We start from the raw sequence: 22267 nt of genomic DNA, 5'->3' as shown, positions 1-22267 counted from the left end.
AGTACGGCATGTTAACGATCAAAAAACTGGATACACAAGCTCTTCAAGATCAAGTCGTCGACAATATTGAAGCCGTCGAAGGTCGCAGTCTTTGGCAGGATGCATGGACTCGATTTCGTAAAAACAGAGCCGCGATGACATCAGTGTATGTTTTGGCGTTCATTACCTTATGCATCACCTTCGGCCCCTCTCTTGCCGCTTTTGGCCATGATGAAATTGACTGGGAAGTGCTCATCGATCCATACGAGCTAGGAAAACCTTCACTGAGCAGTGGTCATTACTTTGGTACCGATGATCTCGGGCAAGATGTTTTCGCTCGCACGATGCAAGGTGGCAGGCTCTCTATTTTGGTAGGTTTTGTTGGCGCCTTAGTCGCCGTTGTTATTGGTACGATTTGGGGAAGTATTTCCGGCTATCTTGGCGGCGTTGTCGATAGCGTAATGATGCGCATTATTGAGGTGCTCGATTCGGTGCCATTTATGTTTATGGTTATCCTGTTTGTTACCCTTTTTGGCAACAACATCTACCTGATTTTTATCGTGATCGGAATGGTATCTTGGCTGGGCATTGCCCGTGTTGTACGTGGCGTCACCTTCGGTCTAAAAAAGCGAGAGTTCATCGAAGCCGCACACTCTATTGGGGTTTCTAAATTGACAATTGTCCGACGCCATGTTCTGCCTAATGTTCTTGGGATCGTGATGGTTTATTCCTCCTTAATGGTACCAGGATTCATTATGTTCGAATCGTTTTTGAGCTTCTTAGGGCTTGGTGTTCAACCACCAGACACGAGCTGGGGAATCCTAATTTCCGAAGGCGCAAAAACGATTGACGTTGCATTGTGGATGCTGCTTTTTCCCTCTCTGTTTTTAGTTGCCACCCTCTTTTGTTTTAACTTCATCGGCGATGGCTTGCGTGATGCTCTTGACCCGAAAGACCGATAAGGACAAACCCATGCTATCTATTGAAAACATGAACGTGCGCTTCGATACGCCAGATGGGCAAGTGCAAGCGGTCAGTAATCTCTCCTACTCGATTAAAGCGGGCGAAACTCTTGGGATTGTTGGGGAATCAGGTTCGGGAAAAAGCCAGTCTGTTTTCGCATTAATGGGGTTAACCGCGGATAACGGCGCCGTGTCTGGAAGCGCAATGTTCCACGGTGATGATTTACTCGCGATGTCTAAAAAGCAGCTCAACCGCATCCGTGCAGAGAAAATCGGAATGATCTTTCAAGATCCGATGACGTCACTCAACCCATTTATGAAAATTGGCAAACAGCTTTGTGAAGTTCTCATGATTCATAAAGGAATGACCCGAAAACAAGCAAAAATTGAATCGATTCACATGTTGGATGCGGTGCGTATTCCCTCTCCCGAAACTAGGATGAATCAATACCCTCACGAATTATCTGGCGGAATGCGTCAGCGAATCATGATAGCGATGGCCTTGTTGTGTAAGCCCGAGTTGTTAATTGCAGACGAACCAACCACCGCGTTAGATGTAACCGTTCAAGCTCAAATTTTGACGCTATTACGAGACTTACAACAAGAGTTCAATACGGCTATTTTACTGATCACTCACGATATGGGCGTCGTCGCCGAGATGTGTGATCGCGTATTGGTCATGTATGGTGGTCAAAAAATGGAGCAATCAGATACCGAGACATTGTTCGCTCAACCTGCGCACCCCTACACTCAAGGCCTGCTAAAGGCGATTCCTTCCATCACTGAAGATATGCCGCGTTTACCAACCATCCCAGGTAACCCACCAAGTGCGTTGATTAACCATCAAGGGTGTCCGTTTAAAGAGCGGTGCGAGCATCGAGAGACGCGTTGCCAATACGAAACCCCACGGTTTTCTCCATTAAACACGAGCCAGTCCATTGCCTGTCACGTTAAAGCACCCAGTGTTATCACTCCCATTCAAATAAAAGCTTAAGGAGGCGTTATGAATAAAAAAGAAGTCCTCATGTCTGCTCGTGATTTAAACGTCCACTTTCCTGTTTCACGTCATCTTATTCCAAGTCGACGTAAAATCGTGAAAGCGGTCAATGGTATCGACTTAGATGTTTACCGAGGTGAGACACTTGGCATTGTGGGGGAATCAGGCTGCGGAAAATCAACACTTGCTCGCGCCTTACTTCGCTTAATTGAACCTACACATGGCGAGTTGACTTGGAAAGGTCAAGACATGCTCGGGTTTAGTAAAAAAGAGCTTTCCTCTCGACGCAGAGAATTTCAGATGGTGTTTCAAGACCCATCCGCTTGTTTGAATCCGAGGTTAACCATCTCAGAATGCATCGCCGAACCACTGCTCACCCACGAGCCAAAGCTTAAACGGGCAGAGGTAGAAAAGCGTGTCATCGCTATGATGGATAAAGTGGGTCTCTTGGCGAGCCAGCGAAACCGCTATCCACATGAATTTTCCGGAGGTCAATGCCAGCGTGTGGGCATTGCCAGAGCATTAATTCTCAATCCAGATTTGGTCGTGTGTGATGAACCCGTTAGTGCACTAGATGTCTCCATACAAGCTCAGGTCATCAATCTTCTAGATGATCTTAAACAAGAAATGGGGTTAACACTGGTGATGATTGCGCATGACTTAAGCGTGGTGCGCCATATCAGCGACCGCGTTATGGTGATGTATCTTGGTAAACCTATGGAAGTAGGACGTTACGATCAAGTATTTGATGATGCTCAACACCCCTACACCAAAGCACTGTTATCTGCTGTCCCGATAGCTAATCCGCAATTAGCACGTGACCGTGAAATACAACTATTGCCCGGCGATCTTCCTTCTCCACTTAACCCACCGAGCGGTTGCGTTTTTCGTACTCGATGCCCAGAAGCAACAGAAGTATGCGGGCAACAGAACCCAATAAAAACAGGCTCGGAGCAGCATCATATCTATTGCTCAAATATGACTTTAGGAACCATTTAATGAACAATACTAACTCAGTAAACCAACGCCTTACGTTATTGCGTGAGGCAATGTCCTTTCACAACGTGTCTGCATATATCGTGACCAACAATGACCCACATAACAGTGAATACTCAGCGGATCATTGGTTAGCGCGAAGCTGGATTTCAGGTTTTACCGGCTCAGCAGGCGATGTCGTCATTACCCAACAAGGTGGTGGCCTGTGGACTGATGGTCGTTACTATATTCAAGCTGAAGAACAGTTACACGGCACAGGACTTGAACTGTTTAAAGCCAAACAACCAGAAACGCCGACAGTTGCCAAATGGCTGGCTACCACGCTACCAGAAAACAGTATTATCGCGGTTGACGGGCGCGCCATCAGTTACGCTTTTTATCAAGGCCTCAAACAAACCTTTGAAGCGAAAAACATTAAGATCATTCTCGACCTGGATTTACTCACACCGATTTGGCTTGAAAGACCACCTCGCCCAAGTGCACCCGTATTCGAGCACCCCACCGCTTTTGCTGGCGTTGACACTGAAAATAAGTTAGCGAGAATCCGTTCTTGGTTAACCGAGAACCAAGTAGATAGCTTATTAGTGTCAACGCTAGATGATGTCATGTGGACAATGAATATTCGAGGTGGTGATACGAATTACTGCCCAGTTTCTGAAGCCTATCTAGTCGTAGAGCAATCACTTGCGACACTGTTTATTGATAAAGCCAAACTGCCTCAAGACGTTGAAAGAGCGCTGACCGATCAGAGTGTACACATTCGCCATTACAACTACGTAAGTCAGTATTTGAATCAGCAATGTGAGGGATTATCGCTCGCTTTTAACCCGACCCACACAGACAGCTTATTGGTGAGTTCGATTGAAGGGAATGTGAATCTAAAGCCAATGGCTTGCCCTGTAACGGCAATGAAGGCCATAAAAAATGCGACCGAGCTAACTAGCCTAGAACAGGCATTAACAGATGATGGTGTGGCAATCGTAAGGTTTATGAACTGGCTCGAAGAGCAAGTTCCAAGCGGACTCGTTACAGAATTGTCTGCTGAGGCACAACTGAATCACTATCGCCGTCAAACCCGACATTATGTGAGTGACAGTTTCCGCACTATCGCAGGCTTCGCAGCTCACGGGGCAAAAATGCATTATGCCGCCGATGAAGAAAGCAATGCGGCAGTCAATGAAAGCAACTTCTTTCTCGTCGATTCTGGTGGCCAATACCTTGGCGGGACAACAGACATCACCCGTACTTTCCACTTCGGGTCACCGACCATTAAGCAGCGCAAAGATTATACCTTGGTGCTCAAAGCGGTCATCCGACTGACTCAGACTCGATTCATGAAAGGCTCTACGGGTGCCAATCTTGATATCATGGCGCGTGGCGTCTTATGGCAACATGGTATTGATTACAAGTGCGGCACTGGACACGGCGTGGGCATTTGCTTGAATGTTCACGAAGGCCCACAAAATTTCTCGCAAAGCCACCACGAGGTTGAACTAAAACCGGGTATGGTCATTACTAATGAGCCAGGCGTTTATCGCGAAGGTGAGTACGGGGTAAGAATAGAGAACATTCTTAAAGTTGTAGAAGTAGAACAAAATGAGTTCGGCACGTTTTACGGTTTTGAGACCATCACTCTTGCTCCAATTGCGACCAACGCCCTTGATTTATCAATGCTAGATCAAGCAGAGCTAGACTGGCTCAATCATTACCATTCACGAGTCTATCAAGCACTTAGCCCTTTTCTTGATACGCAAGATAAAAACTGGCTTCAACGCACAACCCAACTTATTGAGAAATAGGATATCAGCAAGCTTTATAACGTTTTCATTTTCATCTCAAACTCCTTGTTTGCCAGCCTTCGGGCTGGTTTTTTTATAGAGATAACGGCGTGAAAAACAAAAACGCCCCGCAATGTTAGCGAGGCGATCAATTAAATTAAAATGATGCAGTTAAAATGCCCTACTGACGACACTTCTGAGCATCAAAATCAACGACGATGGCGGCATTCTCAAAGTCACCAGAGACTTTAACGTAGCCCCAGTAGTTACTCTGATTTGACAACGTAATACACTCTCCATTACCAATATTATCTGACCACCCGTGAAGATTAGCACCATCCGGCCAACCAGAGTTACTGTATTCAAGCTTTAGGTTGCCCATACCGTTCCCCGTCGTTATCGCCAGATTTGAGCTCTCATTCACCGCTGGCACGCTCAGCCAAATGGTTTGTTGATTTGCCAAGCAAACAGGCTCTCCTGCTGTTAGGCGCCCACCGCTTACTTTACTTTGCACCGCGCAGTCTTGTGGCAATGTGTCATTACCGCCCAACGTTGAGATAACAACACTATGAGTGGCGGTTGCCGTCAAGCCTTCACTGTCTGTCACACTTAGACTGACCGAATACTCCCCTTCACTCCCATATTGGTGCGTCGGCTTGGTTTGTGTACTTGTCGAGCCATCACCGAAGTCCCATAAGACCCTGACGATCTTCCCGTTTGGGTCTGTACTGTTTTCACTGCTAAATGTAATGCTTTCACCGACTTTCCCCTTGTTGTTTGCGGTTATGACTGCATTAGGTGCACCATTTGAGACAAGGGCTTGCTGCCACTGCTCAAACTCACTTTGATATAAATTCGCCCATTGGGTGATCGTTGCTTTGTAATTGCTCCAATTCCCTTGGCGTGTTTCCACCAGCATTTGGTTTACGTCATCTTTATGATTTTCAAACATAAAACGTACAGCTAAGTACCCCCAACGATAAATTCGATCGACATCAAACCCATCATAAGTAGTCTCGAAAATCTCACTTAAGGTATATGTCGAGCCGTCTAAAATCGTCTCAAGTGCTGCTTGGTTGTCATTTTCTTGAGCGACATACTCTGCAATGCCTTCACTCCACCACACTATTTTTTCAGTTGGATGACTAAACCCTCCATAGAGATCAAATCGACCATCTAAGTAATGCACGTATTCGTGCTCTAAGTTCCAGACAAAGTGATCCGCGTTCGCATAAGAGGCTTCATAAGCAATAAAGTTGGGAATATTCCCCGGCTGGGAAGGATCGCCTTCCAAGTACATACCGCCATTGTCAGTACTAATATCGAAAATTGGCCCTGCGTACTTACCATAATCGGTGCTTGAATCGAAGATATTGACTTGGAGCTGAGTATTGTGGTCATCTTTTACTGGCTGTTCACCAGTTTCTAATGACTGATGAAAGTAACCCTCTTCGTAACCCATTTTAGAACATGCGGCCGCGTGTTGCTCTTGCGTCATATTCTGGGACAATATTCGAATTGTTGGACTACAAGTATAAGTTTGCGATAGCACTAAGCCTTTTAGCTCAGTTTCGAAATTACAAATTCCGAACTCACTACAATCTGCGTAATATGAGGCAGTGTCCGCCGCCGCAAGCCAAACCGCGTCACCCCGACCATACATTTCATACTGTTCAAAGATTCGACTCAGCTGACTCTTCACAACAGAACTCGCGTTACCCGTATACTTGGTTAAACGCCCGAGCTCTCGCCCCGCATTCGCGGCCATGAACTCATCTTCAGCACCGATTGATGATGCCCTCAGAGCAAAATCGCCTAAAGCTTTGGCAAGGTCCGTTTGGTTGCCAATTATTTGCACAAATTGCTCGTTCCACTGCCCACCAAACAAAATAGTGAAAACACCGTTAACTGCATTGCGCATATACCAGTGCTGGGCGTATTGATCATTCCAACGTGTAAGCCACTGGGTCACTTGCGGTAAGTACGCGTGCTGCAAGCCCGCACTATCCATAGTGATGATGACTTCACTAAGCACTTTGCCGTGACGGTCGCTGTTCTCATAGAAGTTTGCGTTATTAACAAACGCATCCACGGATTCTTTCACCGCTAGGGTAACCCATTCAATAAATGAGATGTTGTCATTGTAAAACTCGGCGTAATAACCCGCGCGCAAGTATAAGAAAAACGTTTCGAGTTCATCGCTCCCGCCACCTGTATACCCCTTCGCCAATGTCGTAGTGCGCTTCGCAATGTTGTACATATGATCGGAGCTAAATACCGACTCCTGAATCCGACTTTCAGCAGAGAATAACTGGTTCACGCACGTCGCGCCCTGACTTAAAATTTCGCTGATCAATTGGTTACTGCTTTCGGTAACCAATGCTTCCAAATCACAAGCAGTGCTCGACTCATCAAGGCTTTCAAGTGACTGTACTCGAGTTGCCTTGGAGGGCTGAATAGGGAGAGTTGCGGTTGGTTGGTATTCAACTCGATTGGATTCAACACCGTGTGTATGAGCCGAATGTGCATGTTGCTCTGTAACTTGAGAAACTGGCTCGCTTAACGCAAATACGCCAGTGCTGGTTAATGTTGTCGCAATCGCGACACTCAAAGTCTTCAGTTCCATCTAATTTCTTCTATATTGAGTTTTCCTTAAATGCATTACGTCTTTTGCATCGCCACTGCCCTTATTACTGCAAGAGCATCTCCATATAATCTACTCGCAAGACAAGATGAAACATTTTGTTAACAACTGAACGTGACGGTGTCAGTTTTTGGTACTCGAGTTGCCGTTGCACGAGCTTGCCAGAAATCGATTTGCTTTAGTAATATTGATCAACTAGTTGTTTATCTTTCCATTCAAATATCTTTTATTGCTCCTCACAAAAGCGATAAAATGGTTTCTTTTCTTTTTGCTAAACAACTCCTATGACCGACGCTGATATTGAGCTACAACATCTTTGGTTAGAAGTCCAAGCCGAACGCTGGCAAAACCTGCCACGCTTTTTATTCAGTTACTACTGCTACAAGCACAACCTTGTCAGTAAAACCAACAAAGTTTGCTGGGAGACGGCACGTGCAAGACTGCCCGCTTCAACATCAATAAAAGAGCGAAAAAAGGCGGTGGTTGAACCGTTAGTCCCTGAGGAAGCCGTGGTTGGGTTATTGAAAGCCATCAGCAAAGATGGGGAAATGACATTTGACGTGATGGGAACCACACTTGATACGTTTTTGCATTATGTTGTGATTAGCAAGGAAGAAAAAGCGCGACTTAAATCAAACATGCCAGCTAGTTGGTATCAGCAATCAAACAAGTCGCCTTTGGCACGTTTCGAGCAAGCTGGCATTAAGCTACCAAAGTGATATGTCAGTCATCGCTGAAGATACACAAAAAAGACAAGCGCCTACAATGAGGCGCATTTGGTCAAAAATTGAGGTGCCCCTAAACAAAAGTGCAAAGTGACCAACAAAGAAAAAGTTTGGTTACTCTTGAATGCCTCGAATGCGTACATTACGTCTACGCAAAACTTCTAATGTCACGAGCAAACACACCGACATAAAAATCAACAACGTAGCGACCGCCAATATGGTCGGACTAATTTGCTCTCGAATTCCTGACCACATCTGCCTCGGAACGGTTTTTTGTTCTGCCCCAGTCAGGAATAACGCCACCACAACCTCGTCGAACGAAGTGCCAAAAGCAAACAAGCCGCCAGATATCATCCCCGGACGAATCAGAGGAAAGGTAATGTGTCTGAAAGTATAAACAGGGTTTGCTCCTAAGCTAGCCGCCGCTTTTACCAAGCTATGGTCAAAGCCGCTTAACGTCGCAGTAACGGTAATGACGACAAAAGGCGTACCTAACGCAGCGTGTGCCAAAATGACGCCTAAATAAGTTTGTGATAAGCCAAGGCGTGTGTAGAAAAAGTACATCGCAGCAGCAGAGATAATGACTGGTACGATCATGGGTGAGATCAACAGCGCCATAATCGTATTGCGAAAAGGCAAGTTACTACTTGCTAAACCCAACGCCGCCAGAGTTCCTAGCCCTGTTGCAACGAGTGTCGCCATAAAAGCAATAAACGTGCTGTTTTTCAGCGCCAACAGCCACTGATCACTAGTAAACATTTCTTGATACCAGCGAGTAGAATACGCTGCCGAGTCAAGGTTTAACATCCCCTCGGTAAAAGTAAAGTAAGGCGTTGCATTAAACGATAACGGGATGATGGTCAGAATTGGAGCGATTAAAAAGAACAGCACCACTCCACAAAAAGCTAAGTAACCTGCGTAAGCAACTCGCTCTACTTTTGATGCATAGTTTGGTAATGCCATGGTTATCCCCCTACCTTAAGGTTGTTAATGCCAACCACACGGTTGAACATATAAAACAGAACCAGTACAACGAACAAAAGCAGTCCACCCAATGCGCCAGCCATCCCCCAGTTCAGTGATGTCTGCATATGATAGGCAATCATATTGGAGATCATCTGTCCGCTTCTTCCACCAACCAAAGCGGGCGTAATGTAGAAGCCAATAGAAAGAATGAAAGTAAGCAAGGCCCCCGCACCTATCCCCGGTAACGTAAGCGGCATATAAACTTTGATGAACGCAATGAAAGGCGTCGCGCCTAGAGAACGAGCGGCACGGAAATAAGTTGGGCTAATTCCTTTCATTACGCTATACAGAGGCAGGATCATAAAAGGCAACAGAATGTGCACCATAGACACCACCGTTCCGAAGGTATTGTGAATCATCTGAATTCGCTCAGAAGTAAAACCCGACCAAATAAGGAGATCATTAATGACCCCTTGGTTTTGCAGCAGAACAATCCAAGACGTGGTTCTGACTAATAATGATGTCCAAAATGGCAGCAGCACAATGATTAAAAGTAAGTTCGCGCTTATCAGGTAAATTGGCAAGCAGGTAAGCAACGGGGTACGCCATCACCAAACAAATTAAGGTGATTGAAATAGACATCCAAAAAGTTTTAAAGAAAAGGTCGACGTATATTTGGCGTTTTTCTGGTTGGGGTTCAATGTCTCCAAACTCATTCACTTGCAAGTCTAGCGCTGCAAGATAGTGACTGAATGTTAATGCGCCACTAAGATTCTTAAACGCCGCCCAATATTTAGGATTAGTCCATCGCTTATCCAGCTTAGCCAACTGTGTCACCGAGCTCGGCAGCGACGTCAAACGAGACAACTTTCTGCCGGTTTTCATGAGTAAACTGCGCATACCAGACTCTTCAATATTCATCCGGTTGGCTATTTTCGGCAGCTCTTTGCTTTGATAAAGCGCAAGTACTTCAACAGAGAATGCCTCAATGACTTCTTGATGAGGCTGACCTTGATAATCCCAACTTTCTAAGGCTTGAATAGTTTGTGGTAGTGACAGGGATATTTCTCGGTTATCCACGCTTCGATAAAGCATGTCGAGGATAGGAAAAGCAAACGTAAGCAGAATAAAACACACCAATGGCGTTGTGAGCATAATGGAGCGAAGCTTTTTTCGGCGCTCGGCCTTTTGCAACTGCGCTTTCAAATTGGTTTCTTGCTCATGAACTTGGCGTTCGATTTCCAATACAGAATCTAATGCGGTTAGCTCTCGACTCATGCTGCTACCTCGCTACTTTGAGTTTGTGTCCCATCAAGAGCATGGCAATCGTCACTTTGCCAACCAATACGACAAATTGAGCCAGGCGTTAACTGCAAGTGTTTACGATTATCGTTAGGTACTTTAACGATGAAGTGACCAACGCTCTCTACTTCGACGACCAGACGATAATGATCACCGTGATAAATCAATTCTCGTAGGACGCCCGAGACTTGGTTCTCACAAGACGCTTTCTCTGGTTGAATAACAATCTTTTCTGGTCGAATGGAAAGTGTTGTTCTCTGCCCTTGCTCAGAGACTCTGACAGGTTTCGCAGTAAATAACTCTTTCCCAACGAGCACTTGGCAATACTTTCCGTTCCACTCTTTGACTAAACCTGAGAGTTGGTTGTTTTCTCCGATAAACTGCGCAACAAACGTATTACTCGGAGATTCATAAAGCTCGGTTGGTGTCGCGAGTTGTTGCACTTCGCCGTGATTAAAAACCGCAATACGGTCGGACATAGTGAGAGCTTCGTCTTGATCGTGCGTCACATACAAAATGGTAATGCCAAGCTTTTCATGCAAATGTTTAATTTCCATCTGCATTTGCTCACGCAGCTGCTTATCTAACGCGCCTAGTGGTTCATCCATCAACACGAGTTTAGGCTCAAACACTAATGCTCGCGCTAACGCAACACGCTGTTGTTGACCACCTGATAACTGCTTCGGGTATCGAGTCGCAACATGCTCAAGCTCGATCATTTCTAATACACTCTGAACTTTGCTTTGAATCGTGTCACTGTCGAGTTTTCGCACCTTTAAAGGAAACGCAAGATTCTCAGCAATGGTCATATGTGGAAACAACGCATAGTTTTGAAACACCATACCAATATCGCGCTTGTGCGGCGCGAGATGATTGACAGGAACGCCATCGATATAAATGTCTCCACCGGTCGCAGTTTCAAAGCCTGCTAGCATCATCAAGCAAGTGGTCTTGCCCGATCCTGACGGCCCCAACATAGTAACGAACTCTCCAGGAGTAATATCTAAGTTGAAGTCTTTCACCACCAAATTCGTGCCATCGTAGGTTTTCTTAACGTGTTGAAAGCTGACATAGTCCTTGTTTTCCGTGCTCATGACTTCCCTCTTCTCATTTTTTGAATATTACGAATGAGTAGAGCGTCAGTTAACGCTCTACTAAACAGCACAATTACAGATTGTATTTGGATAGGTCTAAGCGGGTTTCTAACGCATGTTCAACCATTTGAATGACTTGTTGACGCTCTTCACCTTGTAAGAGTTGGCGTGGCGCACGAACTTGTTCAGAGCCACGTCCGCAGACTTGCTCGGCCAATTTTATGCACTGAACCAGCGTAGGAATGGTGTCTAAACGCAGTAGGGGTAAGAACCAACGGTAGATCTCTAACGCTTCAGCATAACGACCTTGGCTTGCCAGTTTATAAATCGCAACGGACTCTTCTGGGAATGCGTTGGTTAAACCAGAAATCCAGCCGGTCGCACCTAGCATCAATGATTCAAGAGCGATGTCATCAACACCACTGAACACGGTAAAGCGGTCATCAAATTTATTGTAAAGCTCGGTGATACGACGAGTATCAGTGGTCGACTCTTTGATAGCTACAATACTTTCAAACTCAGCCAGTTTCGCCATGATGTCGAGGTTTACATCGACACCATAAGCAACCGGGTTGTTGTAAATCATGATTGGCATTTCTGGCGTTGCTTCTGCTAGTGTGCGGTAATATTCGAACGTTTCGCTCTCAGACGTGCGGTAAACCATGGCAGGCATCACCATACAACCATCGATACCAATTTTGTACGCATCCTGCATGTAATCAACAGCTGCTGTGGTAATAGACTCTGCTGTACCAGCAATCAAAGGCACACGGCCATTTACGACTTCTTTTGCCGCTTGCAAGACCTGGCGTTTCTCCTCCGGGTGCAACGCGCAGTTCTCACCGACGGTACCCAAGCAGATAATGCCATTCACACCATCTTTAATCTGGTTGTCTATAACGGTTTGCGTTGCGTCTAAGTCGATTGACTGATCTTGACGAAATTGCGTACTGACCGCCGGATAAACACCTTTCCAATCAATTTTCATGAACTACTTTCCTTATATGTATATTGTATGCAATTTAAATGAACGAGCGAAAATGCTCAGACATGGCTATCTATGCCATTTTCTAACAACACCGCCTTTACAGCGGCCAAATCAGCCAAACCACTGCCAACTGATTTGTATAAAGTAATGACCTCATCGTTTTGACGTACTGAGATTTGTTGGGCGCAAAGCTGCGGTAATTCCCCTTTGATATCGTCTGACGTGAATACGCCCTCTTGAATTGGAATGAGAAGATCGCCCGCTTCGGCTAATACATTAATACGGCTATCAACATACACCTGTGCTCGTTGCACTGCTTTAGAGTCGCATTCACGCTTGTCCAAGTCATGATTACCGACCAAATCAATATGGGTGCCCGGCTGCACGTCTGCGCCATTAAACAAAGGCTCTGCTGATGCAGTAATACAGCTGATGATGTCAACGTGTTTGATAACGTGGTCCACTTTTTCTACGACTGAAACGCGAAACCGACGCTCATCAGGAAGCGACTGATACTCTGAAGATGACACAATGGCATCTACCGTCGCCTCGGCTTTATCTGAGTTACGCCCCCAAATATAAACCTGCTTAAGTGGGCGAACCGCAGCGTATGCCCACGCAAAATAAGGCGCAAGATTGCCCGTTCCGCAGATCAACAGACGATCAGCATCGGGACGCGCCAAATAGTCCGCTGCCAACGCAGAAGCTGCGGCGGTGCGCCAAAACGTTAAAACTTTACCGTCCACGAGTGCGAGCGGCTCACCATCGTTTCGTCTAAAAACAAGCAGCTTAGATGCAAGCGTATCTTTGCCTTGCTCAGGGTTATGCGGGAAATACGTAAAGGCTTTCACCGCAATCAACTCCTGGTTCCAAGCTGGAAGTAGCGCAAACGCCTCGTATTCTCCCTCTTCTAAGGGCATGACTCGGCGTTGAGGTATTGTTGCTGGCCGCGAGTACATTTCACGCATCGTTTCAATAAGAGACTTCATTGTTAAACATTGCGCGACTTGCTGTGCTTCGATGACTTTCATCATTTCTCCGAAAACATAAATACAGTTGAGGAAAGTACGGAACCTCGCTTATGGATGAAAACTCGACCCCATACACAAATTAACGCCTAGTTAAGCAGCCAGGTATTGAACTCTTCATTGAGTTCATCCGCGTAGTCTGACCACCATTCATCGTTAATCAGGAAGGCGGTTTGGAAGTTTTGAGGTGCGGTAGGAAGGTTCGCTAAAATGTCTGGGTTCACCTCCGCCGAAGACGACTTACGCGTAGGCCCATAGGCAACGTACTTAGCTTGATCAGCTAATGGTTTTGTTCCTGAAGAAAAAGCAATGAAGTCCAATGCAAGCTTTGTGTTCTCACTCCCTTTAGGTATCGCCCATCCATTCATGTAACCCATTTGACGGTCCCATATAATCCGAAATGGTTGACCTTCATCCTTACGGGCATTGTGGATTCGGCCGTTAAACGCCGAGGCGATCACCACTTCTTTGTCTGCAAGCATTTGAGGTGGCTGGGCACCTGTTGTCCACCACAGTACTTCTGATTTGATCGTATCCAACTTAGCAAAAGCACGCTCACGCCCCGCTTCGGTTTCGAGCAGGCTGTAGACCTCTTCTGGCTTTACACCATCAGCCAATAGTGCCCACTCAAGATTGCCCTGAGGTTGTTTTTGCAATGCACGTCGACCTGGAAAAGTTTTTAGGTCAAAAAGATCGGTCAACTTGCTTGGCAAAGCCTTACCTTTAAACGCGTCTTCGTTCACCGCTAATACAGTGGACACTACGATGGTATTGATTGCGCACTCGTGAATCGCACCATCAATGAAATCCTCTTGTGCTGGTGTTCCATCTGCGCCCGGAGGCAAAATACTTGGGCTCACTGGTTCTAGTAACCCTTCGGCGCAACCACGAACAATGTCTGGCTTGTCGAGAGAAACCAAATCCCAGCGCACGTTGTTCGCTTCCACCTGCGCTTTAATTTCGGCTAATCCGCCGCTGAAATCCTCGGATACGATCTCGACACCTGTTTTTTTAATGAAAGGCTTGTGATATGCCTCCACTTGGCTCTTGGTGAATGCACCACCCCAAGATACGACCGTCAATTTGTCTTCAGCATAAGCAGAGGTCCCCAACAGCATTCCTGAAATCAACAGCGCCAATGGTGCTTTGGTCATTCGTGACATGTTTTACTCCTTTTGGTTGTTTTCTGGAGGCATCCGAATACGGCTGTTGGACACCATCTTTGTTAAAATTAAGTTAACATTAGCATTTAATATATTTTATACAATATTTAATATTAAATTTTTCAGGCGAATCGTTGTAGTGAAAAAGGTGAAAGATCAATCGATGTCGGCTTTCCTTCGATAAGCTCTAAAAGGAGATCTGCCGTAATCGCCGCTTGAGTTAATCCAAGGTGTTGGTGGCCAAATGCCAGTAATACATTTCCATCCCAAATGCTATCAATAACCGGTAACGAGTCGACTGTTGAAGGCCGATTACCCATCCACTTTTCTCCTTGCTTGAGTGGATGTAACCCCGATTCAAACATCTCATCACCTAACTTAAAAAGCATTTCTGAACGTTTCATATTGGGTGGTGACTCTACATCGGCATACTCAACAGTGCCTGCCAAGCGTAGCCCACCAGACATCGGAGTCATGATGAATTTTCTATCGGCAGAGCTAATAGGAAATGGCAGTACATCATGCTTGTCGTCCACCATTAGGTGATAACCTCGCTCGGCTTGAATAGGCACTTTGACTCCGGTTAGCTGCCGTATCAAAGGCTTAGAATGTACACCAGCGGCAACAATGATTCGGTCAAATGAATACGTTTGAGACTCAACCAGCACCTCGCCATTTTTCGCCAACGCAGATACACCGTTTTGTAAAACCTTACCGCCAAGAACTTCAAAAGCTTCACTTAGCTCAACACAGAGCTGATAAGGGTCTAGCGTATGACCTGTATCGGGAAAAAAGACGCCGACACGAACCTTATGGCTGAGATCAGGTATCCGCTCTCGAATCGCCTCTTGTGTCCAAACTTGATACGCCACACCGTTTTTAGCCAGTGAGTTAAGCGTGCTTTGATAATTCTGAAACAGTTTCTCGTTTTCAAAAGTGAGCAATGAACCATTCATTTTTATTAGATGTGCTTTTCCGATTGAATCAAGCACGCCACGCCAACTTGCCACTGACCGCTCGTTAAGACTCTTAATCGCGTTTTTTGCCCGCTCCGCGGCTGATGGCTTTGTTTGTAATAGAAAACGAATCATCCACCCGATTGTATTTGGAATATCTTGCCAACGGATCGAAACCGGACTTTTGGAATCTAGCAGCATTTTAGGTAATTGTGGAAGCAGCGCTGGCGTTGCAAGAGGGAAGATTTGCTCAGTGGCGATATGACCTGCATTTCCCTTAGAGCATCCATTCCCCACGCCATTGGGATCAAAAATCGTGACTTGATAACCTTGCTGCTGCAACTTCAATCCAATTGATAAGCCAATAATCCCCGCACCTATCACGGCGATCCTTTCCTTTTTGGTTTCATCCTTGACCAACATAAATATGCTCCGAGTCACACTTGAAAACGTAGATTGTATACAATATATTTTACATTACGTTAACATCACTATTGTTTAATTCAACCATTTTTTCAGCAAGGAGCGAAAAATGAGACAAGGAACTTTTTTCTGTATTGATGCCCACACCTGCGGCAACCCAGTTAGGCTGGTCGCAGGCGGTGTGCCTCCACTCGAAGGCAATACCATGAGCGAAAAGCGCCAATACTTTCTTGAGCATTATGATTGGATTCGTCAGGCACTCATGTTTGAGCCTCGCGGACACTCAATGATGTCGGGGTCAGTTGTCTTGCCTCCTTGCAGCGATAACGCAGACGCTTCAATTCTGTTTATTGAAACCAGTGGCTGCTTACCAATGTGTGGCCACGGCACCATTGGAACCGTCACTACCGCTATCGAGAACCGCCTTATCACTCCCAAAAAAGAAGGACGTTTGATACTTGATGTCCCAGCAGGACAAATCGAAGTGCACTACCAAATAAAAGGTGACAAGGTAACGTCGGTGATGATATTTAACGTACCAGCTTACCTTGCCCACCAAGACGTAACCGTGGACATAGAGGGCTTAGGTGAGCTCACTGTCGATGTTGCTTATGGCGGAAACTATTACGTAATCGTCGATCCTCAAGAAAACTATGCCGGACTTGAACACTACTCTCCAGATGAAATTTTGATGCTTTCACCAAAAGTTCGCGAAGCGGTATCTCGAGCGGTTGAGTGCGTACATCCAGAAGATCCAACAGTATGCGGTGTTTCTCACGTGCTATGGACCGGAGAGCCCACTCAAGAAAACGCCACCGCTCGAAATGCTGTGTTTTACGGCGACAAAGCGTTGGATCGCTCGCCATGTGGTACGGGTACTAGTGCACGCATGGCGCAATGGCATGCAAGAGGCAAACTCAATCAAGGAGAAGACTTTATTCACGAAAGTATCATCGGCAGCCTATTTCAAGGACGTATAGAAGGCATTACCGAAGTGAATGGCAAAGCCGCTATTTTGCCAAGCATTGAAGGATGGGCACAAGTATACGGTCACAACACGATATGGGTAGACGATGAAGACCCATATGCGTACGGATTTGAAGTGAAGTAATAAGGATAGTAAGGAAGAATGATGAACCCACAAGAACCAACCACTTTTTACGCAGTCAACGCCTTTACTGGTGAGCCTCTACCCACAGCGTTTCCGGTACATGGAGAGCAAGAAGTTAATCAAGCCGCCTCAGCCGCCCAAAGCGTTGCGCGTGAGTTTCGCCAACTAAGCAATGCAAAGCGAGCGAGCTTACTTTGCTCTATCGCCTCTGAATTGGAAGTGAAGAGTGAAGAAATCGTTGCTCGTGCTCATTTGGAAACTGCCCTTCCCGAAGCACGTTTAAGCGGTGAAATAGGACGTACCGCGAGCCAATTAAGACTATTTGCCGAGGTTGTGAGATCGGGTAATCACCATCAAGCAATTTTCGATACGCCAAACCCAAACCGTCAACCACTGCCAAAACCAGATATTCGCCGTCAACAAATCGCAATTGGCCCTGTCGCCGTGTTTGGTGCGTCTAATTTTCCGCTCGCATTTTCTACGGCAGGTGGTGATACGGCTTCGGCACTGGCAGCTGGCTGTCCTGTGATTGTAAAAGGCCATACCGCCCACCCTGGCACCAGTCAACTTGTTGCAGAGTGTATTGAGGCTGCACTGGAGAAAGAGTGCTTACCGCAAGCCATCTTCACGCTATTGCAAGGCAACAAACGCGCACTTGGCCAAGCACTCGTTACCCATCCAAAAATTAAAGGGGTTGGGTTTACAGGCTCCGTCGGTGGTGGCCGTGCGCTGTTCAATCTAGCTCAGCAAAGACCAGAGCCAATCCCCTTCTATGGTGAACTAGGGGCGATTAACCCAACATTTATTCTCCCTTCAGCCATACGAGCAAACGCCTCATTGGCTGAAGAGTTTGTTGCTTCTATGACTTTGGGCTGTGGACAATTTTGTACAAAACCAGGCGTTGTATTTGTCTTGAATAGCCCAGAAACGCAAGCCTTTATCGAAATCGCTCAAGGGTTAATTCGACAACAATCAACGGCCACTTTGCTAACGCAAGGAATCCGAGAAACGTATGAATCCGAAGTGGATAAGCGAGCTTCCGAAACAGGCATTAACGTCACTCGTTCTGAACAAGCAGAAACGACCAATGTCTCACCAGCACTGTTCGTGACGGACAGTAAAAACTGGCGTGAAAACCCGCAATGGGAGGAAGAAATATTTGGTCCTCAATCGTTAATCGTAATCTGTGAAGATTTCGATGACATGTTGAAACTGAGTGATTCACTGACTGGATCGCTCACCGCAACCCTTCACGCTACCGCTGAAGACGAAGAACAAGCCAAGCAACTGCTTCCAAGTTTGGAAGAAATCGCCGGACGCCTTGTATTCAACGGTTGGCCAACTGGCGTCGAGGTTGGTTACGCTATGGTTCATGGTGGACCATATCCGGCTTCAACCAATTCTGCCTCAACATCTGTCGGTGCGGAGGCTATTCATCGTTGGTTGCGTCCGGTCTCTTATCAAGCTTTGCCAGAATCTTTATTGCCGGATTCATTAAAAGCGTCGAACCCACTGGGTATTCAACGCGCCATAGATGGCAGTGTGTCCCAATAAGATCAACAAATGGCTCAAAAAGGCATCAACTGATGCCTTTTATTTCACTCTACTTCTCAAAACCTTCTTTCCTAGTTGGTTTGTGCCAGAAAAACAATAAACTACTAAAGTAAAATGGATTGGATACAATATTAATTTCACGGGAGACTTCAATGTCACAGAAACCTGTTTTTAAAACGCGCACTCAGCTCGTTGAGGAAGCAATTCGAACTCAGATCTTGAAGGGCGAGTTAAAAACTGGTCAACCTTTACGTCAAGATGCGTTAGCAAAAGAGTTTAATGTTAGCCGAATTCCTGTGCGTGAAGCGTTAGTTCAATTGGAAGCACAAGGACTCGTTAGCTTTGAACCTCACAAAGGTGCGACGGTCACTGAGCTATCTCCAGAGAAAATCAATGAGCTATTTGAACTGCGCGCTGTCGTGGAATGCCACATTTTAGAGCGCGCGATTCAAAATATGACAGACGCTGACCTTGAACGCGCGCGCGAAGTTCGTGAACGTTTCGAGTCAGTAGTGAACAGTGGTGACGAAGTAGAAGAATGGAGCAACTACAACTACGAGTTCCACAAAGCCCTATATGCGCCAGCCAACATGCCTGAAACTATGGACGTCATTTACAACCTGAACACAAAGTGTGACCGATACATACGCATGCAGCTATTGTTTACTACAGGCATTAAAAAGGCAGAAGAAGAGCACTTAAGCTTGTTTGAAATGTGCCAAAATCGCGATATCGAAGGCGCCAAGTACCTGCTGAAAAAACACATTCTAGAAGCGGGCACAGCGATTCGAAACCTGCTGCTTGAAAGGCAAAATATCAGCCAGTAAACGGAATAACGAATAAGGTGGTGTTCAAGGATGAATGTTGGACCAAAGTTTTTACTCGCAGCGCTACGACAAAAGATTAAAGAAGAAGGGCTTTGCTACAATTCCTTGTCAGAGAAAAGTGGCATCCCTTTATCTAGTATTAAACGCCACCTACATAATCCAGCTTTAGGTTTGGATAAAGTACTTATTTATCTGAACTACCTGAATACCGATCTCGTCGAACTCGCAACCTTAGCCAACGAGCTTCAGCACCAAAACGAGCAAATGCTAACAGATGAAGAGAGCGCCCTTTTCGTTGAGCATCCTTATTTACTTGATTTTATTTATATGCTGACTTCTCGTGATATTAAACCGCAAGAGATAGCCCAAACTTACGGACTTTCTGATACAAGCTTACGATTCTATTTGCGTATCGCGGAAATTCTAGGATATGTCGAAAACTTCGGAGACGGCTTGTTTTACCGTTCTGGTCGTCGATTTATTATGGAAGAAGGTACGGCATTAGACACCTTATTCAAAGAGCGATTTCAACAAGATTCGCTTTCTCATGATATCAACCCAGGCGTATGTATAGGTCGCATTAGGCTCACCGAAGAGCAGAAAGTGCAAATAGAGGACGAGCTTTGTAATAAATTAGCGAAACTTAACGCAGTTAACACTTCCAACAATGAAGGTGAACTAACAAATATATTAATGCGCTGCACTCCTGGTTCTCAGATATTTTTCGCTGATGATTTACCTAACATTGACGGAAGCCTATTAAAGCTCGTCGCTCAACTCACTAAATTAAGTTAAAGCATCAGACAAATAAATCAAACAAACCCCTGATAACATCATATATCCCTACCAAACTATTGATTCAAAGCGTTTCCTGAATCTAATTCTGATTTAGCAAGCATCGCTTAGTCAACTAAGAACTTGTCTTAATTTCACACTTATTAATTGTCTTGTTAGATCTTTTGAAATAGACAGAAAACTTAAGTAATGACTCATTTAGCTTAAGGATAAAAGACAACTTTTTTACGTTATTTACCTCACACTATTTAACTATAAATTTGCAGACGAACAAATTAAATTAATACATTCACCTAGCTAATAAAAACAAAAGCAAAACACATAATTATAATTCTATTATTTATAAGGACATAGAAAAGTGAAATTTAAGTATTCTTTAGCAACGGCAGTCACTCTCGCATTATTACAAGGCTGTGGCGGTGGCGGCGGTGATAGCTCATCACCTACTCCATCCACTAGCAGTGCAAACGGTCCAACATGGAAAGTTCATGATTTTAGCCAATCGTCGAAAACGTTTATCAACCAATGTGAAACGCCCCGCGTCGGACTGGACCCATATGACAACTATGCCGCCTATCCAGATAAATTGGGCTCTGCATTACACGAAAAACTCTTTTTAAGAGCTTTTACTAACGAAACGTATCTATGGTATGACGAGGTTCCTGATAATAATCCAGCAAACTACAAAACTGTTACTGATTACTTCAATACGCTGGTCACCTCTGCTACTACCGCGACGGGTAAACCAAAAGATCGCTTCCATTTTACCGTCCCTTATGAGGATGATATGAAATCATCGCAATCCGGTTTAGTTGCTGGATTTGGTTTTAACTGGGCATTCCTACGTGGCGTACAACCTCGAGACGTTCGTATTTCCTACACTGAAGAAGCCTCGCCAGCTGATAGAAGCGGCATTGCTCGTGGTGATAAGCTTCTGAAAATCAATAATATTGATGTGGTTAACACCGGTAGTCAGTCCGACATTGATTTTATCAACAAAACGCTCTTTAACCCTGACATCAATCAAGATTACACCTTCACATTTGAGAGTGTTGACGGTCTAGAGAAAACCGTGACGCTTACCGCCTCTGATGTCATGACCTCTCCAGTTAAAAATGCCAAAGTGATTACACACAATGGTATGCGGATCGGCTATCTGCAATACAACTCCTTTGAACCAAGCGCTCAAGCCCCGCTTATTGAGGCATTCAGTACGCTCTCAGCAGAGAATGTTGACGAGATCGTCGTTGATTTACGTTACAACGGCGGTGGCTTAGTCCTTCAGTCCTCGCAAGTAGGCTACATGCTAAGCGGTGCTGGTCAGAACCGAGTCTTCAGTGAGTTGATTCATAATGACAAAGTGATGCGTACCATTAAAGATGGGGATAACATCTATCGCTTTACGAATCTAGCAATAGACTGGGCAGCACAGAAATATTCGGATCAAGTGCTTCCGACACTGAACAAAAAGCGCGTATATGTGCTGACTTCAGGAGGCACGGCTTCCTCAAGTGAACTGCTAATCAACGCTTTGCGCGGCATTGACGTGGAGGTTATCCAAATAGGTTCAACAACCACAGGTAAACCGTATGGGTTCTCACCAGAACAAAACTGCGGCACTATGTACTACACTATTCAGTTCAAGTCGGCGAACGAGAAAAAATTTGGCGACTTCGCTGATGGTTTTATTCCTACTCCAAAGAGCCAAATCAATACCGAGCTAGGCTTAAACAATAGAGTGGAAGGTTGCTGGGTCAATGATGACCTAACAAAACCATTAGGCGATCCGTCTGAAGGTATGCTTTCTGCGGCGCTAAACTACATGGAAACAGGAACCTGTCCGCCAGTATCCCCTTCAAGTTTCAACGCCATGCCGCGTAACATTTCATCTCCGGAGTTAAGCGATCTTCGCTCTCCGCTACGAACAGAGGCAATTCATGTTGAGATCAACTAACTTTTTACGAATGCTAATTCGGGTT

General features: G+C 45.4%; 17 protein-coding genes and 1 pseudogene. 10 read left to right on the top strand and 8 right to left on the bottom strand.

Going from position 1 to position 22267, the window contains the following annotated elements:
• The first annotated feature begins 8 nt into the window (after positions 1–8).
• From R7Z50_RS05440 to R7Z50_RS05425, 4 genes are read left to right on the top strand one after another with little or no spacing between them, the layout of a single operon-like run.
• Positions 9–941: an ABC transporter permease subunit gene (locus R7Z50_RS05440; RefSeq protein ID WP_005377839.1), complete on the top strand. Its 933-nt coding sequence runs from the start codon at positions 9–11 to the stop codon at positions 939–941.
• Positions 942–951: 10 nt separating this feature from the next.
• Positions 952–1935, top strand: a complete 984-nt coding sequence (locus R7Z50_RS05435) for an ABC transporter ATP-binding protein (RefSeq protein ID WP_017820901.1) — start codon at positions 952–954, stop codon at positions 1933–1935.
• A gap of 9 nt (positions 1936–1944) precedes the next feature.
• On the top strand, positions 1945–2937 hold the full coding sequence (locus tag R7Z50_RS05430) for an ABC transporter ATP-binding protein (RefSeq protein ID WP_017633963.1): 993 nt from the start codon (positions 1945–1947) through the stop codon (positions 2935–2937).
• Positions 2937–4733, top strand: a complete 1797-nt coding sequence (locus R7Z50_RS05425) for an aminopeptidase P family protein (protein ID WP_017633962.1) — start codon at positions 2937–2939, stop codon at positions 4731–4733. Before R7Z50_RS05430 ends, R7Z50_RS05425 begins: the two co-directional genes overlap by 1 nt.
• Positions 4734–4893: 160 nt before the next feature.
• Here R7Z50_RS05425 and R7Z50_RS05420 read toward each other — a convergent pair whose 3' ends face one another.
• Positions 4894–7338, bottom strand: coding sequence for a collagenase (locus R7Z50_RS05420; protein ID WP_318148935.1), 2445 nt, complete (start codon positions 7336–7338; stop codon positions 4894–4896).
• 302 nt (positions 7339–7640) lie between these two features.
• On the opposite strand from R7Z50_RS05420, the gene R7Z50_RS05415 reads away from it, so the two are divergent.
• Complete coding sequence (locus R7Z50_RS05415; protein WP_318148934.1) at positions 7641–8075, top strand: hypothetical protein; 435 nt, start codon at positions 7641–7643, stop codon at positions 8073–8075.
• A gap of 120 nt (positions 8076–8195) precedes the next feature.
• Here R7Z50_RS05415 and R7Z50_RS05410 read toward each other — a convergent pair whose 3' ends face one another.
• From R7Z50_RS05410 to R7Z50_RS05380, 7 genes and pseudogenes are all read right to left on the bottom strand, one after another.
• Positions 8196–9044: an ABC transporter permease gene (locus R7Z50_RS05410; RefSeq protein ID WP_006741629.1), complete on the bottom strand. Its 849-nt coding sequence runs from the start codon at positions 9042–9044 to the stop codon at positions 8196–8198.
• Positions 9045–9046: 2 nt separating this feature from the next.
• Positions 9047–10325 (bottom strand): annotated as a pseudogene (locus R7Z50_RS05405) (ABC transporter permease).
• Positions 10322–11443: an ABC transporter ATP-binding protein gene (locus R7Z50_RS05400; RefSeq protein ID WP_318148933.1), complete on the bottom strand. Its 1122-nt coding sequence runs from the start codon at positions 11441–11443 to the stop codon at positions 10322–10324. Before R7Z50_RS05400 ends, R7Z50_RS05405 begins: the two are co-directional and overlap by 4 nt.
• Positions 11444–11516: 73 nt before the next feature.
• Complete coding sequence (locus R7Z50_RS05395; RefSeq protein ID WP_318148932.1) at positions 11517–12431, bottom strand: dihydrodipicolinate synthase family protein; 915 nt, start codon at positions 12429–12431, stop codon at positions 11517–11519.
• 56 nt (positions 12432–12487) lie between these two features.
• Positions 12488–13462, bottom strand: coding sequence for an ornithine cyclodeaminase family protein (locus tag R7Z50_RS05390; RefSeq protein ID WP_318148962.1), 975 nt, complete (start codon positions 13460–13462; stop codon positions 12488–12490).
• A gap of 86 nt (positions 13463–13548) precedes the next feature.
• Positions 13549–14622, bottom strand: coding sequence for a polyamine ABC transporter substrate-binding protein (locus R7Z50_RS05385; RefSeq protein ID WP_017633955.1), 1074 nt, complete (start codon positions 14620–14622; stop codon positions 13549–13551).
• 122 nt (positions 14623–14744) lie between these two features.
• Positions 14745–16001 (bottom strand): NAD(P)/FAD-dependent oxidoreductase, encoded by a 1257-nt coding sequence (locus R7Z50_RS05380; RefSeq protein ID WP_182016181.1) that lies wholly within the window; start codon positions 15999–16001, stop codon positions 14745–14747.
• 109 nt (positions 16002–16110) lie between these two features.
• Between R7Z50_RS05380 and R7Z50_RS05375 the strand changes: the two genes are divergently transcribed.
• From R7Z50_RS05375 to R7Z50_RS05355, 5 genes are all read left to right on the top strand, one after another.
• Positions 16111–17112: a 4-hydroxyproline epimerase gene (locus R7Z50_RS05375; RefSeq protein WP_318148931.1), complete on the top strand. Its 1002-nt coding sequence runs from the start codon at positions 16111–16113 to the stop codon at positions 17110–17112.
• A gap of 21 nt (positions 17113–17133) precedes the next feature.
• Positions 17134–18666, top strand: coding sequence for an aldehyde dehydrogenase (NADP(+)) (locus R7Z50_RS05370; RefSeq protein ID WP_318148961.1), 1533 nt, complete (start codon positions 17134–17136; stop codon positions 18664–18666).
• Between the two features lie 152 nt (positions 18667–18818).
• On the top strand, positions 18819–19493 hold the full coding sequence (locus R7Z50_RS05365; protein ID WP_005377862.1) for a GntR family transcriptional regulator: 675 nt from the start codon (positions 18819–18821) through the stop codon (positions 19491–19493).
• A 30-nt stretch (positions 19494–19523) separates the two neighbouring features.
• The gene (locus R7Z50_RS05360) at positions 19524–20288 is read left to right on the top strand and encodes a transcriptional regulator (RefSeq protein ID WP_065274416.1); all 765 of its coding nucleotides are present in this window, start codon (positions 19524–19526) and stop codon (positions 20286–20288) included.
• A 358-nt stretch (positions 20289–20646) separates the two neighbouring features.
• Positions 20647–22242 carry a S41 family peptidase gene (locus tag R7Z50_RS05355; protein WP_053303156.1) on the top strand — a complete coding sequence of 532 codons (1596 nt, stop codon included), beginning with the start codon at positions 20647–20649 and terminating at the stop codon, positions 22240–22242.
• Positions 22243–22267 lie beyond the last annotated feature (25 nt).

The organism is Vibrio sp. 1249-1, from assembly GCF_033340495.1.
The sequence above is the reverse complement of the archived record's forward strand: the minus strand, read 5'-3'. Positions and strand labels throughout refer to the sequence as shown.